General features: G+C 32.2%; 16 protein-coding genes. 10 read left to right on the top strand and 6 right to left on the bottom strand.

Features of this window, described 5'->3' with window-relative positions:
* Positions 1 to 2: 2 nt before the first annotated feature.
* Together hemN and ABYK18_RS08135 are read right to left on the bottom strand one after the other, a co-directional pair.
* Positions 3 to 1,370, bottom strand: coding sequence for an oxygen-independent coproporphyrinogen III oxidase (hemN, locus tag ABYK18_RS08130; RefSeq protein WP_373036163.1), 1,368 nt, complete (start codon positions 1,368 to 1,370; stop codon positions 3 to 5).
* A gap of 64 nt (positions 1,371 to 1,434) precedes the next feature.
* Complete coding sequence (locus tag ABYK18_RS08135; RefSeq protein WP_373036164.1) at positions 1,435 to 3,156, bottom strand: ABC transporter ATP-binding protein; 1,722 nt, start codon at positions 3,154 to 3,156, stop codon at positions 1,435 to 1,437.
* Positions 3,157 to 3,244: 88 nt separating this feature from the next.
* Between ABYK18_RS08135 and ABYK18_RS08140 the strand changes: the two genes are divergently transcribed.
* The 9 genes from ABYK18_RS08140 to rfbB all read left to right on the top strand — a co-directional run bounded on the left by ABYK18_RS08140 (position 3,245) and on the right by rfbB (position 11,631).
* The gene (locus tag ABYK18_RS08140; protein WP_373036165.1) at positions 3,245 to 4,255 is read left to right on the top strand and encodes a glycosyltransferase family 9 protein; all 1,011 of its coding nucleotides are present in this window, start codon (positions 3,245 to 3,247) and stop codon (positions 4,253 to 4,255) included.
* Between the two features lie 38 nt (positions 4,256 to 4,293).
* Positions 4,294 to 5,160 carry an NAD-dependent epimerase/dehydratase family protein gene (locus ABYK18_RS08145; protein WP_373036166.1) on the top strand — a complete coding sequence of 289 codons (867 nt, stop codon included), beginning with the start codon at positions 4,294 to 4,296 and terminating at the stop codon, positions 5,158 to 5,160.
* Entirely contained in the window at positions 5,151 to 6,212 is a 1,062-nt protein-coding gene (locus ABYK18_RS08150) for a glycosyltransferase (RefSeq protein ID WP_373036167.1), read from the top strand. Before ABYK18_RS08145 ends, ABYK18_RS08150 begins: the two co-directional genes overlap by 10 nt.
* Before the next feature lie 6 nt (positions 6,213 to 6,218).
* Complete coding sequence (locus ABYK18_RS08155) at positions 6,219 to 7,061, top strand: NAD-dependent epimerase/dehydratase family protein (protein ID WP_373036168.1); 843 nt, start codon at positions 6,219 to 6,221, stop codon at positions 7,059 to 7,061.
* Between the two features lie 92 nt (positions 7,062 to 7,153).
* Positions 7,154 to 8,284: an O-antigen ligase family protein gene (locus ABYK18_RS08160; RefSeq protein ID WP_373036190.1), complete on the top strand. Its 1,131-nt coding sequence runs from the start codon at positions 7,154 to 7,156 to the stop codon at positions 8,282 to 8,284.
* Positions 8,285 to 8,296: 12 nt separating this feature from the next.
* Positions 8,297 to 9,187, top strand: coding sequence for a glucose-1-phosphate thymidylyltransferase RfbA (rfbA, locus tag ABYK18_RS08165; RefSeq protein WP_373036169.1), 891 nt, complete (start codon positions 8,297 to 8,299; stop codon positions 9,185 to 9,187).
* Positions 9,184 to 9,759: a dTDP-4-dehydrorhamnose 3,5-epimerase gene (rfbC, locus tag ABYK18_RS08170; RefSeq protein WP_373036170.1), complete on the top strand. Its 576-nt coding sequence runs from the start codon at positions 9,184 to 9,186 to the stop codon at positions 9,757 to 9,759. The genes rfbA and rfbC overlap by 4 nt, the downstream gene beginning before the upstream one ends.
* Entirely contained in the window at positions 9,752 to 10,618 is an 867-nt protein-coding gene (gene rfbD / locus ABYK18_RS08175) for a dTDP-4-dehydrorhamnose reductase (protein WP_373036171.1), read from the top strand. Before rfbC ends, rfbD begins: the two co-directional genes overlap by 8 nt.
* Positions 10,615 to 11,631 (top strand): dTDP-glucose 4,6-dehydratase, encoded by a 1,017-nt coding sequence (rfbB, locus tag ABYK18_RS08180; protein ID WP_373036172.1) that lies wholly within the window; start codon positions 10,615 to 10,617, stop codon positions 11,629 to 11,631. The genes rfbD and rfbB overlap by 4 nt, the downstream gene beginning before the upstream one ends.
* A gap of 10 nt (positions 11,632 to 11,641) precedes the next feature.
* Here rfbB and ABYK18_RS08185 read toward each other — a convergent pair whose 3' ends face one another.
* Genes ABYK18_RS08185 through ABYK18_RS08200 form a run of 4 tightly spaced genes read right to left on the bottom strand, consistent with a single transcriptional unit; the run spans position 11,642 to position 15,309 of the window.
* Positions 11,642 to 12,484, bottom strand: a complete 843-nt coding sequence (locus ABYK18_RS08185) for a glycosyltransferase (protein ID WP_373036173.1) — start codon at positions 12,482 to 12,484, stop codon at positions 11,642 to 11,644.
* Positions 12,481 to 13,467, bottom strand: a complete 987-nt coding sequence (locus ABYK18_RS08190; protein ID WP_373036174.1) for a glycosyltransferase — start codon at positions 13,465 to 13,467, stop codon at positions 12,481 to 12,483. The genes ABYK18_RS08185 and ABYK18_RS08190 overlap by 4 nt, the downstream gene beginning before the upstream one ends.
* On the bottom strand, positions 13,464 to 14,570 hold the full coding sequence (locus ABYK18_RS08195) for a glycosyltransferase family 4 protein (RefSeq protein ID WP_373036175.1): 1,107 nt from the start codon (positions 14,568 to 14,570) through the stop codon (positions 13,464 to 13,466). The genes ABYK18_RS08190 and ABYK18_RS08195 overlap by 4 nt, the downstream gene beginning before the upstream one ends.
* The gene (locus ABYK18_RS08200) at positions 14,557 to 15,309 is read right to left on the bottom strand and encodes a glycosyltransferase family 2 protein (protein ID WP_373036176.1); all 753 of its coding nucleotides are present in this window, start codon (positions 15,307 to 15,309) and stop codon (positions 14,557 to 14,559) included. Before ABYK18_RS08200 ends, ABYK18_RS08195 begins: the two co-directional genes overlap by 14 nt.
* A gap of 50 nt (positions 15,310 to 15,359) precedes the next feature.
* Between ABYK18_RS08200 and ABYK18_RS08205 the strand changes: the two genes are divergently transcribed.
* A complete protein-coding gene (locus ABYK18_RS08205) occupies positions 15,360 to 16,100 on the top strand; it encodes a lipopolysaccharide kinase InaA family protein (protein ID WP_373036177.1) in 741 nt (246 codons plus the stop codon).

The following is a 16,100-nucleotide window of genomic DNA, read 5'->3' on the forward strand; positions in this document are numbered from 1 at the left end:
TTTTACACCGTTTTTGAGAATGTCTTAGAGTTTGAAGCATGTTTTTTCATATATGCGTCAAAAGGCATTGCAATATTACGAATAAGAAGAGTCCCCGTCTGGCTGCATTCTATAAAATTCTCATCCATTGTAAGCAGGTCATCCTCTGCAAACGGTTTAAGCGCTTCGATAGCATCTGCAAAATATGTTTTAAAGTCTATGTTGTAAAGTTTTTCAAATCTCTTAATATCAAGCTTAAAGTTACTCATAAGTTCCATAATCACATATTGTCTGATTCTATCGTCTTCATTTAAGACAATCCCTCTCTCAAACGGCAACTTGCCTGCATCTATAGCTTCTTCATACTCGCTCATTACTTTGAAGTTTTGGTTGTAAGAATCAACTCCTTCACCGATTGAGGTAAGTCCAACTCCGATTAAGTCAGCTCCGCCTTTTGTCGTATAACCTTGGAAGTTTCTGTGGAGTTCGCCCTTTTCTATTGCCTTAAAAAGCTCATCTTCTGGTTTTGCGAAGTGGTCCATACCAATCATCTTATATCCGTTAGATGTTAAAAAGTCTATCGTATACTGCATGATTTGAAGTTTTTCATCCGGAAGAGGAAGAGTAGTCTCATCTATCTTTCTCATTGTCTTTTTGAGCCAAGGAACATGAGCGTAATTAAACACGGCAAATCTATCCGGATTTAGTGTAAGGGCAAGAGACAAAGTCTCTTTAAAAGTCTCTAATGACTGATAAGGAAGTCCGTAAATCAAATCTACATTTACAGATATCATGTTATATTTTCTAGCTAGATCCATCGCATCTTTTGTTACGTTGTATGGTTGGATTCTATGAACAGCGGCTTGAACTTTTTCGTTGAAATCTTGAATACCGAAACTTACACGGTTAAACCCTGCTTCGCTCATTACACGCATCTGATCTTCATCTATGTGACGAGGATCTATCTCACAACTGATCTCGGCATCTACGCGGAAGTTTGGAAAGTAAGACTTAATCTCATCAATCACCACTTTAAGTTGCTCAGCACTAAAGAATGTCGGAGTCCCGCCGCCAAAGTGCATCTGAAGAACTTCACGATTACAGTCTATGTGCTTTGAGAGTATGCTCAACTCTCTTTTTAAATACTCCACATAACGAAGCATCTTGTCTTCTTTAGAAGTAAAAACAACATTACAACCGCAGAAGTAACAAGCATTTCTGCAAAAGGGCAGATGAAAGTAGAGACTAAGAGGACGAGAAGGGTCTTGTGATTCTAACTTTTGTATATATTCATCATATCCGTAAGCATCACTAAATTCAAGTGCTGTCGGGTAACTTGTATATCTCGGACCTGGTTTTGAGTACTTTAAAAATTTTGAGAAATCCAGCATAAAAAATCCATTTATTGTTTAATTACCGCGATTATCTCTAAAAAATACTAATAAACCTATTAATTTATTTATCAAACTCTCCAGATAATTTTTGGTAAACGTCTGAATTCTCTAAAAGTTCACTATGATTTCCTGATGCTACAATCTTACCTTTTTGTATAACCAAGATTTTGTCAGCATGTTCAATAGTACTCAGTCTGTGCGCAATTGTTATGGTTATCTTATCTTTTGTATACTCATCAAGTGCTGCCTGAATTCTTTTTTCACTCTCATTATCAAGTGCCGATGTTGCTTCATCAAAAAGCAGTAATGAAGAGTGTTTATAAATAGCTCTTGCAATTGCCACGCGTTGACGCTGACCTCCTGAAAGGTTTGCTCCGAACTCTTCCATCATAGTATCTATGCCATTTTCCAATGAGTTTGCAAAAGAAGAGGCGTCTGCTAATCTTAAAGCTTCTTCAACTCTTTTGACATCTATCTCCTGTCCATATGCAACATTTGCTGCAAGTGAGTCTTGGAAAATGTAAATACGTTGAGTTACTAATGAAACATGATGCTTTAAAGAGTCCTGCGTATAATCTTTTATATCTTTTTTATTTATTAAGATTTCACCTGAATCCGGGTCATAAAAACGAAGCAGCATATTTATAAATGTACTTTTCCCGCCGCCGCTATCACCGACAAGTGCGATGTTCTGACCCTGCTTGATTTTTATACTTACATCATTAAGTGCAAAAGAATCTTCATATTTGAGAACTACATTTTTAAATTCTATCTCTCTTATATCATCTTCTAAAACTTCTTGCCCGTCAATAATTTTGTTTTTAGTATCTAAGATTTCAAAGACTCTCTCACTTGCAGCAATCGCATCTTGAATTTTTGAATAAATTGATCCTATACGGCGTATTGGCTGAAATACTAGTCCTACAGCAGTTAAGAATGCCGTAAACTCACCAACCGTCATATTGTTATTATACACTTCTCTTCCACCTACAAAAATAACAGCAGCAAGTCCAGCAGCACCTATAATTTCCATCATTGGAGAAACTATCTCACCAACATAAACTGACTTCATATTTATTTTAAAAAACTGCCAGTTTTGTACACTAAAACGATCAATTTCAAACTTTTCTGTTGCATTTGCTTTGATAATCTCACTGTTATTAAAAACTTCAGTAAGTCTTGTCACAACATCTGCATTTTTTGCCTGTGAACGATGAGAATATTTTTTTAACTTCTTAGCAATTAAAATAAGTGGATAAATAACTAACGGAACTACAACTAAAGAATACAAAGCAAGAATAGGGTTGAGATATATTATGTATATGATAAGAGCAACAACCGTAAGTGTTTCACGAAAAAGCTCGGGAAGCATGTTTGATACAAAATATTGAATTCTGTTTATATCATTTGTAACACGAGAAATAAGTTCTCCACTTCTGTTCATATATAAAAATCCCATATCTAGACTAATCATCTTTTTAAGAAGCAACTCTCTAAAACGGGTTACCATATGAAGACCAATAAAGTTCATATATACAGATTGAATATAACGCCCAATTGCTTTTAAAAAATATATGCCCATAAGTCCAACTGGAATAATATAAAGCATCTCTTCTTTTTTATCTATAAACATATCATCCATTAATGGTTTCATTATATGAGCAGTAGCAGCGGTTGCACTAACTGTTAATATAATTCCTATAAGGACTAAAAAATATTGTAATTTGTATTCTTTTATATAGGGGGAAAATCTTTTTAAAACTTTTTGCAAATATATCTCCATAAACTAGTAACGGTATTTTACACTAACTATACTCATTAGAAATTAAACTTGATATAATTACAAAAATCAACTCAAGGTATTCCCTAATATGTCAGCAAAATCTGTTTTAATTATTCGCTGTGGGGCATTAGGAGATTTAGTCTATGCCACTAGTGTTATAGATGCACTGAGGCTTCAATTTGGCAATGATACTATAATTGATTTTGTATGTACTCCAGGAACAGGTACACTTTTTAACAAAGATTCAAGAGTGAATCAAGTTTTTCCTTTAAAACATAAAAAAATACCTATATTTTTAAGCTCTCAAAAAAGAAAAATTATCAACAACTCTCAAAAAAAAGCTTATGATTTATTAATAAACTTTGAGAGCGGACAACAGTTCAAAAGCTTAGTTTATGCTATTAAGTCCATTAAAAAAACAGGCTACTTCTTCAATGATATGTCAATTCCAAAAAATGTAATACATATGGTAGATATTACAAAGTTGGCATTTAAAAATATTGTTAGCGAAGATATCTATAACCAAAGCTTTCCAAAACTTATGGGAACTTCAAAAGACGAACTAAGACAGAATATAAATCTTAATGAAAAATACATTATAATAAGTCCTAGTAACTCTCATCAAAAAAGAAATATTTTAAATTATCGTGCTTGGGAGAACAGCAATTGGAAAGAACTAATAAGTAAACTCAGCAAAGAAATAAAGGTTGTCATTATCGGGAATAAAGGTGAAGATGAGTTTTTTAATATTTTAAAGCCTTATCCACACAATGTCATTGACTTAGTCGGAAAAACTTCTCTACCGGATTTAATTAGCATTATAAATAATGCAGTTGGACTTATTGCAACCGACACAGGAACAGCGCATATAGCATCAGCTGTAGATACTGAAGTTTTTGCTTTAATAGGACCTACTCCAGCACATGAAACTGGTCCTTATCAAAGTCCAACAAATAAAATTCATATTATAAACGCTAATTTACCGTGTTCTCCTTGTTACAAAACAAATATTATGAAAAATTGTAAAGATAATATTTGCATGAAGAATATAACTACGGAGCAAGTCTACAACAGCATAAAATCAGCAAGCATATTGTAAAATCTTTTCTTAAATCAATCTATAGGTAATAAAGCAATATGAGAAAAAAGATATTAGTAACTGGTGGTGCGGGATTTGTTGGAAGTCACTTATGTGAAAGACTGGCAAGTAATGAAAATAACGACGTATATTCACTAGACAACTATTTTACTGGTTCTAAAGACAATCATGTTGCAAATGTAACTTACATAGAAGGCTTAACAGCAGATATTGACAAACTAATCGATTTTGCACCGGACATGGTCTATCATCTAGGTGAATATTCAAGAGTCGAGCAGAGCTTTGACGATATTGAAAAAGTTTGGAAATTCAATAAAGATGGTATTTTTGCAGTTTTAGAATTTGTGAGAAAGCACGGATGTAAAATACTCTATGCCGGAAGCAGCACAAAGTTTGGTGACGGCGGCTTGGGTAGAAGTGCCAGCCCATATGCCTGGACAAAAGCTACCAATACTGAACTTGTACAAAACTATGGAGCTTGGTTTAATGTTCCATATGCAATTACATATTTTTACAATGTATATGGACCAAGAGAGATCCAAACAGGAAAATATGCGACTCTTATAGCACTGTTTAAAGAGAAAATGAAAAACGGTGAGCCACTTACAATAGTCAGTCCAGGTAGTCAAAAAAGAAATTTTACTCATATTGATGATATCATCGATGGATTAGTCTTAGTTGGCGAAAATGGTTATGGAGACGAATTTGGTATAGGAAGTCCTGAAGCATACAGTATCAAAGAAATCGCTGAGATGTATAAGGGTGAGATTCAAATGTTACCTGAGAGAAAAGGCAACAGAATGACAGCCGATGTAATATCATCTAAAACTGAGGCATTAGGTTGGAAACCAACTAGAACAATTAAAGAATATATTGAAGAATTGAGAGCTAATAATTGGAAATAAGTAAAAAACCAACTGCGGTTATTTGTTTATCACCTTATCGTGGCGGTATGGAGCTAGATGCTATCTCTTTTTCAAAAAAACTGTCTCCATATGCGAAAACTATTTTAATAGTAAAAGAAAATAGTTTTATGCACAATAAACTTACTGATGATAATATTACTTTTGAAACAATAGACTTCTATAAATCATTTAGTTTGTCTATTATAACTAAGACAAGAATGATTGTTAAAAAATACGGCATTGAAAATGTAGTATTTTTTGGAGCCAGTGAGCTTAAGTCTCTTTACTTTGCTTTTTTAGGTTTAAACATAAATCTTATAATCAGACATAGCACTACAAAATCATCGTCAAAAAAAGATTGGTTTCACAGATTAATTTACAGTGATGTAAACTACCACATTGCTACGTCAAAACATTTAGAAAAAAATGTAAAACTGATTATTCCATTTGGGAAAAACTCTAAGTCTAAAATGATATATTCCTCATTCACATTTAATGAACCAAAACATACAGCTCACGAAGGTATAAATATCGTTCACACAGGTAGAATTGCAGATGCAAAAGGTCAAACTGACGCTATTTTAGCTTGCAAGATACTAGTTGAAAACAAAATTGATTTCAAACTATTTATTGTTGGTGGATATGACGATGAATATAAAAAGTCATTTTTAGACTTTTATAAAGATATTGAATATAAAGATAAAATAGAATTTACCGGTTTTACAGATAAAGTTTCAGAGTATCTTCAAAAAGCCGACATCTTTATCTTCCCAAGTTACGGTGAAGGGCTCAGTCTCTCTTTTAGAGAAGCTTTAGCAAATAATCTTATATGTATAACCTATGATAATACTTCATTCCCGGAACTTAAAGAATTGGGCTTAAAGTTTCACTTGTGTAAAAATAGAGATATTGAAAATTTAAGTGCAAAATTATTATCTGTTTGTCAAAATATAGATGAAGAAAAGAAAATTACAATCAATAACAACAATATAATACAAACAATTTTCTCTGAGCAAAAAGAGATTAAACAGTATTTAGAAATTTTAAAGTAAATAAGAATGACATTAAATATAATCATTGGTAAAAATAGCAACCTATCAAAACACTTACATAAAGCTATTGAAAATGTCGCTTTGATTTCATCATCAAATATAGAGGCTTTAAATGCTATTAACTTCAGTAACTTTGAAAAAACTAATATTATATTTAATCAATTTCAAATCTCTACAAAACTATATGAGCTTGATAGTCCTATAGACTATGTAAATAGAAGCATATCAACTACAGCTAAAGTGTTGGAATATTTGAAATCCAACAAAGTTAATATCAATAAAATTATATACACTAGTAGCAGTTCTGTTTACGGAAACAACACATCGTGTTCAGAAAATGATGAGACACATCCATTAAGTCTGCATTCTTCATTAAAAGTTGCTAACGAAAGACTAATCGAAAAATTTTGTATGGACAACCATATTGACTACACAATTACTAGGGTTTTTAATATGTATGGAGGAGATGACAATTTTTCTGTAATTTCTAAAATTATAAACATCTACAAAAAAAATGGCACTTTAACTCTTGTAAACAGTGGTGAAGCGATACGGGATTTTATACATATAGATGATGTAGTGTATAGCTATATAAAAATATTGCAAACGAAAAACATACCTATTGTAAATATAGGAACAGCAGAAGGAAAATCAATTCTGTACATTTTAAATTTTTTACGAAAAAATGTTATAGAACTCCAAACAAATGAAATCATGAAAGATGAATTAATGATTTCCATATCTAAAAATAAAATACTTTTAGATATTATTGGAAATTATTCTTTTAAAAAAGTAGAAGAATATATTTTAGAAAAAATTAAAAACAACAACATAGAAAAAATATGCTAAACCAAATATTCAACAAAATAAAAGAAGATTACTTTATTAGTTATATATTCCTATACATATTTGTAATGCCATGGAACTTTACAAATGGACAGATGGGTATATTGAGTATTATTTTATTACTATGGTGGTTAACTATTGGCAAAGAAAGAGGTTATTTTTCAAAACTAAAAACTATTTTTGACTTCAAACCCTTGCTATTAATGATCTTCTTTTTTGCTTTTTCATATCTTTCTCTATTTTGGACTGAAAATTTTGAAAACGCAAAAATAGCTCTTAACTACTATAAATACTATTGGATTATGGTACCTGTTTTATTCACCTCTCTTACAAAAAAAGAAGCAATAATTGGATTATATATATTTATTCTTAGCATAGGAGGATATTCTCTATTTTCTATTTTAATCTATTTAAATATTTGGCATATTAATCAAAATGCTACAGCTAACCCAAGAGGAATACTATCTTATTCAATTGTTACATCTTATATGGCTATAGGTTTTATATCATCATTATTTATATCTTATTATAATAAATCTACAGTAATCAAAATCGTTTTTTCAACTACAGCTTTTTTGTGTTTTGTGGGTATCTTCATAAACAACGGTAGAGCAGGACAATTGTCTTTTTTTATAACACTTGGTATTTTATTTATTGTTTATAGAAAATATTCCTTTAAACCAAATATCTTGATAAGCATAATTTTGGTTTTTACAGCCAGTTTTTATCTACTAAATTATTTTAATAAGATTGATAGATTTAAGAATGGACTTTATGAACTTCAAAATCTAGAAAAAAACAATTTTAATGGAAGTTGGGGGGAAAGAGCTTATATGTGGCATGCCGGAGCATATATTATCAAAGAAAACCCTATACTTGGTACTGGAGTCGGAGACAATATTGATGAGTTTATAGATTATACAAAGACTCATCCAAGTGAAGCAACTTGGCTAAGATCTTTTCATAACCAACACCTTGATACCTTAACCAGATATGGAATTGTAGGCTATCTTCTATTTTTGAGTAGTATATTACTTCTTTTATACTATCTAAAGAATTTAAAACTATTTTTTGGGTTAGGAATTGTTTTTTTTTCAACAACATTTTTTTCTAGTCTTGCTGACATACTTTTATTAATGAAACCATATAACAATGTTTTTATGTTAATATTTTTACTATTATCAATAATTGTATATAAGAGCAGAAATACAAAAGCAACGAATTAATTGGAGTAAAGAATGAAAGGCATCATATTAGCGGGTGGGAGCGGAACAAGACTTTATCCAATAACAAAAGGTGTGAGCAAACAACTAGTTCCTATCTATGATAAACCTATGATTTATTATCCACTTTCAGTTCTAATGTTAGCGGGGGTCACAGAAGTATTGGTCATTTCCACTCCCCATGATCTGCCAAGATTTGAAGAGCTGCTCGGTGACGGTTGCGACATTGGTATGCAGTTTAGCTACAAAGAGCAGCCTTCTCCTGATGGACTAGCACAAGCTTTTCTTTTAGGTGAAGAGTTTATTGGAAATAATGATGTATGTTTAGTTCTTGGCGATAATATATTTTATGGTCATGGATTAACTGATCTACTCGCTCAAAGTGTAAAAAATGCCAAACAAGACGATAAAGCAACTGTTTTTGGTTACTATGTGAAAGATCCGGAGAGATACGGTGTTGCAGAGTTCAACAAAAACGGTGACGTAACAAGCATAGAGGAAAAACCACAAAAACCGAAATCAAATTATGCAGTTATTGGTCTGTACTTTTATCCAAACGATGTTGTAAAAAAAGCAAAGCTTGTAAAGCCAAGCGACAGAGGTGAATTAGAAATTACAACTCTAAATCAAGATTATCTAAAAGAAGATAGATTAAAAGTTGAACTTATGGGCAGAGGTTATGCTTGGCTGGACACAGGCACCCATGAAAGCTTACTAGAAGCTTCTTCGTTTATTCAGACAATTGAAAACCGTCAATCTTTAAAAATTGCCTGTATAGAAGAAATAGCTTATGAGATGGGATATATCTCAAAAGAAAAATTGCTTGAACTTGCAGAACCATTGAAAAAAAATCAATATGGACAATACCTGATTAGAAGAGCTAACGAAGAGGCTGTTATTAGATGAAGTTCATTAGAACTGAAATACCGGATGTGATCATTTGTGAGCCTTTGGTTCATGGAGATAACAGAGGTTACTTTGTAGAAACATTTCGTCAAGATAAACTCGAAGATTTTCTAGGATTCAATTTGATTTTTTGCCAGGATAATGAGTCTAAAAGCTCTCGTGGGGTTCTTCGTGGTCTTCACTATCAACTAGCGCCATCAGCCCAGAGTAAACTTGTACGTGTAATTCAAGGAAAAGTTTTGGATGTGGCCGTAGATATTAGAAAAGGTTCTCCTACGTTTGGTAAACATGTTTCGGTTGAGCTGACCGCTGAGAACAAGAAACAGCTTCTTGTGCCACGCGGGTTTGCTCATGGCTTTGTAGTCTTAGAAGATAACACTATTTTTGCATATAAAGTAGATAACTATTATTCACCTGAGAATGACAGAGGAATTGCTTTTGACGATCCGAATTTAAGTATTGACTGGCAAATACCGCATACAGAACTTAACCTGTCTCAAAAAGACACTAAACAACCAAAACTAAAAGAAACAAATGATTTATTTGAGTATGGAGTAAATTATTATGAATAAAATTTTAGTTACAGGTTCAAATGGACAAGTAGGCAGTGAACTTAGAGAGCTGGCATCTGCGTACCCATATGATTTTTTCTTTACAGATAGAGACTCTCTCGATATAACTAATGAACAGAGCATTAGAGACTTTATAGACATACACAACATAGATGTTATTATAAATTGTGCAGCATATACAGCAGTTGACAAAGCAGAATCGCAACAAGAATCAGCAGATGCAGTTAATAACAAAGCAGTCGGCTTTCTGGCACAAACTTCAAAAGACAAAAATATAAAGTTGATTCACATATCAACTGACTATGTATTTGACGGTAAAAACTACAAGCCTTATACTGAAAACGACATTACCTCTCCCTCGAGCATATATGGAGAAAGCAAACTAAACGGCGAAATTATTATGAAAGAGATAAATCCTAAGAATTCTATCATTATCAGAACTTCATGGGTTTATTCTTATTTTGGAAATAATTTTGTAAAGAGTATGCTTAAACTTGGTAGAGAAAAAGATGAACTGGGAGTTATCTTTGACCAAGTGGGTACACCGACTTATGCAAGAGATTTGGCTAAAACTATTTTAGAGATACTTCCAAAAATAGAAACTTCTGAGGTAGAGATTTACAACTACTCAAATGAAGGCGTGCTCTCTTGGTATGACTTTGCAAAAGAGATTATGAAAATGACAAAACTGGATTGTAAGATAAATCCTATAGAGAGTAAAGATTATCCAACACCGGTAAAAAGACCTCACTACTCTCTGCTTAATAAATCAAAAATAAAACAAAAGTTCAATATAGAAATCCCATTTTGGAAAGACAGCCTGGATGCATGTCTAAAAGTTTTAGGAGAAAGAAGATGAAGCATAATATATTAGTTACAGGCTGTGCAGGTTTTATAGGAAGCAATTTTGTTCCATACTTTTTAGAAAAATATCCAGATTACAATATTATAAATCTAGATTTACTCACTTATGCCGGCGACTTAGAAAATCTAAAAGAGTGTGAAAACAATCCTAAATATAAATTTATAAAAGGTGATATATGTAACCGTGAGTTAGTAGAATTTATTTTCAAAGAGTACGATATAGGCGGTGTAATTCACTTTGCAGCAGAATCACATGTTGATAATTCTATTAAAAATCCAGGTATATTTATTGAGACTAATGTGAATGGAACTTACACTTTGGTAGATGTAGCCAAAAACTACTGGATGGATTCTCCTTTTAACTATAAAGAAAAATATAAAAATTGCAGATTTCATCATATAAGCACGGATGAAGTATATGGAACATTAAATGAAACTGATCTTTTTACAGAAGAAACTCCTTATGCTCCAAACTCTCCCTATTCAGCTTCTAAAGCAAGTTCAGATATGATAGTAAGAAGCTATCAAGAAACTTTCGGTCTTAATACGGTTATTACAAATTGCTCAAATAACTATGGACCAAAACAGCATGATGAAAAGCTAATACCGACAATCATACGAAAAGCTTTGGCAAGTGAGAACATACCAATCTACGGAGACGGTAAAAACATACGTGACTGGTTGTATGTACTTGACCACTGCAAAGGAATAGACCTTGTTTATCATACAGGAAAAAAGGCGAATGTATATAACATAGGTGGAAAAAATGAAAGAACAAACCTTCAAATAGTAGATGCTATATGCTCAATATTAGATAAAAAAGTCCCATCTCAAAAAAGCTACAAAGAACTTATAACATTTGTACAAGACAGAGCCGGACATGACAGAAGATATGCTATAGACGCGACAAAAGTTGAAAATGAACTTGGCTGGAGAGCTGATGAAAATTTTGATAGCGGTATTGTTAAGACAATTGAGTGGTATCTACAAAAGTATATGAACGTTTAATTTATATACTTTATTTAACGAAGTTACCGTGAGTATCCAGTCCTTGTTTACATACAAAGACATTGTCTAATCTGTTTTTTTTCATTTTCTCAAGTTCTATTTCCCATGGTATATCTTTTCTAAATCCTCTCTCATGATAAAGATGAAAAATATTCGCTACATTTTTAGCCGACTTTACTTTCAAACCTAGACCTTTAAAACGCCATTGTAAATCAGTATCATCACCTACTGCGGATTGTCCATACCCTTCATCATATCCGTTAATTGCCAGCATATCTTTTTTAAAGCATGAATAATTACACCCAAGCATATTTGTACTTCTATTGCTGTTTTTTAAAAAATTATTATATATAAATCCATCTGGAGAGAAGTAAAAACCAGCTTCTGAATGTCTTTCTATAGCATCCTTCGCAATAAATGGAAACCTCCACACAAATGACTTTTCCAATTCAAATGGAGTCATCTCTTTTGACCTTAGCTTTTGTGCATACCTTGGACCTAGATTACATCTTCTGCCACTAACAATATATCCATCTTCAGCAAGTTTAATATGTGACTCAATAAAAGTTGAATAAGGGATGCAGTCACCGTCTATAAATACTAGGTAATCACCTTCACTGGCGATAATAGCATTATTGAGTGACCTCATCTTTCTAATACCGCTATCTTCTTGGAATGTATGCTTTACTTCTATACCTTCAATTGAACTAACATAATCTTTCATCTCTTGAGAATTATTATCTTCAGCAATTATAAACTCAAAGTTTTTATATGTTTGAGTCTTTAAAGCCTGAACAATTAAGTCAAGAGCTTCAATATCTTTATAAACAGCAACTATTAAACTTACTTTCATCTTATTTCTTTATTTATAGTTTTAAAAATATACTCTATTCTCTTCTCATCTGTATGAAAATTTTTCATTTTTTGTAACCCTGATTTTGCTATCTCTTTTCGTTTAACATCATTTTTCAAGTAATAATCACATAGCTCTTTCAAATCAGACAAATCATCTTTAAAAAAAACCACATCTTTTTCGTGCTCAAAATTATCAGGTATAACTATTTGAGGTTTTTGACTAAGCATAAATGCCCCAACTGCCGGTGTTTCCCAATAACGCATAGTATCCCAGCCACCACCTCTGATATTGATTATAATTTTACAATTAAAAAGTTCTTGAAGATAAAAAGAGCCTTTTCTTTTATACTTACTAAATTTCTGATTTCTTGTAGTTCCGTTTTCTTTACAATCATACATATTTTCCAACATATCTAATGCTTGAGTTCTTAACGGATATGACTCAACAGCCCAGAACGAGACGTCATATTTATAGTCCGTCGGAAGAGACGGTAATCTATCAAAGTTAAAGGACATTGGAAGAGGTGCTACATTTGACTCATAAATTCCATCAATCAAATACTCTCTTTTAAATATAAAATCAAAAGGACGAATAGACACTGCTTGCTCATACAACTCTGGTCTTTTATATTCAACCAAATCTATTCCAACTTTATTTCCATCACCACCATCTATAAAAATAACTGGAACATTTTTAGGTATCTTATCTGCTATTTCTATATACGTCTCAAATGCTTCGACTTTACATGCTCCTACAAACACATAATCTATCTCACTTAAGTTAAAACTTCTAAATATTGAACTAAATAACGAACCTTCAACATAACCTATATCTTTTGGATATTTTTTGTATGGAACATGATATTTTTTGTTCCATCTGTAATCTATAACATTATTTAAACCAAACTTTTTTACAAGTCCAGTATATGTTAAATCTTGTACATAATCTGCCGTAGGTGTATTTATGTACAAGATTTTCATAAACTCTCCAAAATAATTTTTAATTTCTCAAACTGTGTTTCACTGTCAAACTTCTCATCGGCTTTAAGTTTACCTGTACCGGCAAGACTTTTTCTTAAAGATTTGTCATTAAAGAGCTTCTCAACCTTTTTAGCCAAATCATTTGAGTCTTTAGTTTTAAATAGTAAACCACTTTCATTATCATCAATAATTTCTAAAGGTCCTCCGCTATCACTTCCAACTACGGCTATATTACACTGCATAGCTTCTATAAGAACAAGTCCAAAAGTCTCTCTGTCAGTTGCAAGAACAATCACATCGCATACCTGCATAAGTTTTTGAACTTCTGTCATAAAACCTGTAAATACGACTCTATCTTTTATACCGTCTTTTTCTATATTGTCTTTTAACTGCTCTAAGTAAGTATCATTCATTGCATGTCCAACAATAAGTGCCTTAGCGTCCATACCTTTACTAGCAAGCTCTTTAATAGCTTCTATAACTAAATACTGACCTTTACCCTCTTCTATTCTACCAACTATTCCAACCGTAAATGATTTGCCTAAATTATATTTACTGCGAAGAGTCTCTTTCTCTTCATAACTAATAATTTTTGGACTCTCTGCTCCCATATATAAGACTTCTATCTTAGGTCTTATATCACTAGGTATAAACTTCTCTATCTGCTCTTTCACTTGGTAGGTAACGGGAAGCATTAAATCCATGTTTTTATATAAAAACCTATGATAAAAATCATCTTTAAATCTTGTCATGGTCATATTTCTAGTTTGAACTAATTTTGGTTTTTGCTTTGAAAGGAATTTTGCTAAAACAGCTACTGGAATATCTTTAGTCCAATGAAGATGCACTACATCAATGCTGTTGTCATCTATAATTTTTGCCAGTTTTCTTGCAGTTAAAAATGAAAGCAGTGTTGAACTTCTTTTTATTTTTTCATATTGATATTCTGTATCTTTATAGTACTGGTCTAACTTCCCGAATTCATTTATTACGCTAATCGTATTTGTTTTACCGTGTAAAAAATGTGAAGCTCTAACCATATAAAGTTCTAACCCACCCAAATCAGGAGATAAGCAAAGCTCTAAAATATTAATATTTTTCATTTTCTTGCATCTCTAACATAATCACATACTTCATATAACTGTTATACGCAGATGCAAAAGCAACATGCCACTCATGGACGCCGCCAAAGATTCCACCTTTTGATATAAGACCTTTAAACATAGCGCCAAGTCCATGGATAAATGGATCATACCATGAAGCTCTTTTACCCTCCGCATATCTAACCTTTGCCAAATTGACTGCAAATCGGTCAGCCTTACTTACCAATACTCCAAAATCTTCAAAAGAGTAATGAAGCATATCTATATCTAAATCCACATAGTTATCAGTCTCAACTTTTCCATGCTCACCAATAGTGTTATAACCACACTTGGATTTATTATAAAGTCTGACAACACGGTCTGGGTACCATTGCTTTATGAATTTTTTTCCTATAAAACTTTTACGACGAAAAGAGTATGCATCCGCATCTCCGTTTTCATAATCTAAATCCCTTAGAAACTCTATGGCTTCCTCTTCAAGTCTCTCATCGGCATCTATACTCAATATCCACTCATTTGTTGCGAACTGCTCACAAAAAGCTTTTTGACCACCGTCACCCAAATATTTTTGTCCTATTACCTTAGCACCTAGTTCTCTCGCTGTCTCACAAGTCTCATCACTACTAAAAGAATCAACAACTATTACTTCATTACAAATTTTTTGAACATTTAAAATTACTTCACGGATGTGTTTTTTCTCATTTAATGTTATAATTGTTGCTGTAATATTTTTTTGCATATATTCTCAATATTTTTTATTTAATTTTACCACAAAGTAGCTAAAAACTCATGTCCTACAAACTCGAATACAACAAAGAATTTAAAAAGTTCAAAAATATACTTCTGGATATAAAATCAATATTTTCACAAAACTCAAAAACTATTCATCTGGCAAGAAATGAACTAAAAGTAATAGAGATAGAAAACATCCAAACAGTTGTTAAAGCCTTTAGAGTTCCAAACCTACTAAACCAGTTTGTTTATGCCTACCTTAGAAAGTCAAAAGCATATAAAGCTTTTCACAATGCCACAAAACTTCATGAGCTAAATGTAAGTACACCCGAGGCAATAGGATATATTGAGTTTTTCAGAATGGGACTTTTAAAAGAAAGTTTTTTCATATCTAAAGAGTTCAAATATGATTTTACTATTGCTCATATAAGAGATGACCAACCAGAATATAAAGAAAAAGTTTTACAGAACTTTGCAGAGTTTTCTTATGACATCCACACAAAGGGTGTCTGGCATGTAGATTATTCCGGTGGAAATATACTTATTAAAAAAGAAGCTGATAAGTATATATTTTCTCTAGTTGATATAAACCGTATGAAATTTCGCTCTATTACAGGATATGAAGGGTTAGAGAACTTCAATAAACTATGGTTGAACGAAGAAGATTTGACTACTATTGCAAAAACTTACTCTAAGCTGGCCAATCTCGATGAAAATAAAGCAATTTCAGAAATTATAATGCATGATAAAAAACTAAAAGATAAGGTTCTTTTTAAGAGAAAATTAAAGGGCAAATAA

The organism is Sulfurimonas sp., assembly GCF_041563495.1.
In the GTDB taxonomy this organism is placed as follows: Bacteria; Campylobacterota; Campylobacteria; order Campylobacterales; family Sulfurimonadaceae; genus Sulfurimonas.

What these genes read in the sequence shown, in the direction of transcription:
- rfbC (WP_373036170.1), top strand. Translation starts at nt 9,184, where the DNA reads ATGAAGTTCATTAGAACTGAAATACCGGATGTGATCATTTGTGAGCCT.
- ABYK18_RS08145 (WP_373036166.1), top strand. Translation starts at nt 4,294, where the DNA reads ATGAGAAAAAAGATATTAGTAACTGGTGGTGCGGGATTTGTTGGAAGT.
- ABYK18_RS08140 (WP_373036165.1), top strand. Translation starts at nt 3,245, where the DNA reads ATGTCAGCAAAATCTGTTTTAATTATTCGCTGTGGGGCATTAGGAGAT.
- ABYK18_RS08160 (WP_373036190.1), top strand. Translation starts at nt 7,154, where the DNA reads ATGGGTATATTGAGTATTATTTTATTACTATGGTGGTTAACTATTGGC.
- rfbB (WP_373036172.1), top strand. Translation starts at nt 10,615, where the DNA reads ATGAAGCATAATATATTAGTTACAGGCTGTGCAGGTTTTATAGGAAGC.
- rfbA (WP_373036169.1), top strand. Translation starts at nt 8,297, where the DNA reads ATGAAAGGCATCATATTAGCGGGTGGGAGCGGAACAAGACTTTATCCA.
- ABYK18_RS08155 (WP_373036168.1), top strand. Translation starts at nt 6,219, where the DNA reads ATGACATTAAATATAATCATTGGTAAAAATAGCAACCTATCAAAACAC.
- hemN (WP_373036163.1), bottom strand. Translation starts at nt 1,370, where the DNA reads ATGCTGGATTTCTCAAAATTTTTAAAGTACTCAAAACCAGGTCCGAGA.
- ABYK18_RS08190 (WP_373036174.1), bottom strand. Translation starts at nt 13,467, where the DNA reads ATGAAAATCTTGTACATAAATACACCTACGGCAGATTATGTACAAGAT.
- rfbD (WP_373036171.1), top strand. Translation starts at nt 9,752, where the DNA reads ATGAATAAAATTTTAGTTACAGGTTCAAATGGACAAGTAGGCAGTGAA.
- ABYK18_RS08135 (WP_373036164.1), bottom strand. Translation starts at nt 3,156, where the DNA reads ATGGAGATATATTTGCAAAAAGTTTTAAAAAGATTTTCCCCCTATATA.
- ABYK18_RS08195 (WP_373036175.1), bottom strand. Translation starts at nt 14,570, where the DNA reads ATGAAAAATATTAATATTTTAGAGCTTTGCTTATCTCCTGATTTGGGT.
- ABYK18_RS08185 (WP_373036173.1), bottom strand. Translation starts at nt 12,484, where the DNA reads ATGAAAGTAAGTTTAATAGTTGCTGTTTATAAAGATATTGAAGCTCTT.
- ABYK18_RS08205 (WP_373036177.1), top strand. Translation starts at nt 15,360, where the DNA reads ATGTCCTACAAACTCGAATACAACAAAGAATTTAAAAAGTTCAAAAAT.
- ABYK18_RS08200 (WP_373036176.1), bottom strand. Translation starts at nt 15,309, where the DNA reads ATGCAAAAAAATATTACAGCAACAATTATAACATTAAATGAGAAAAAA.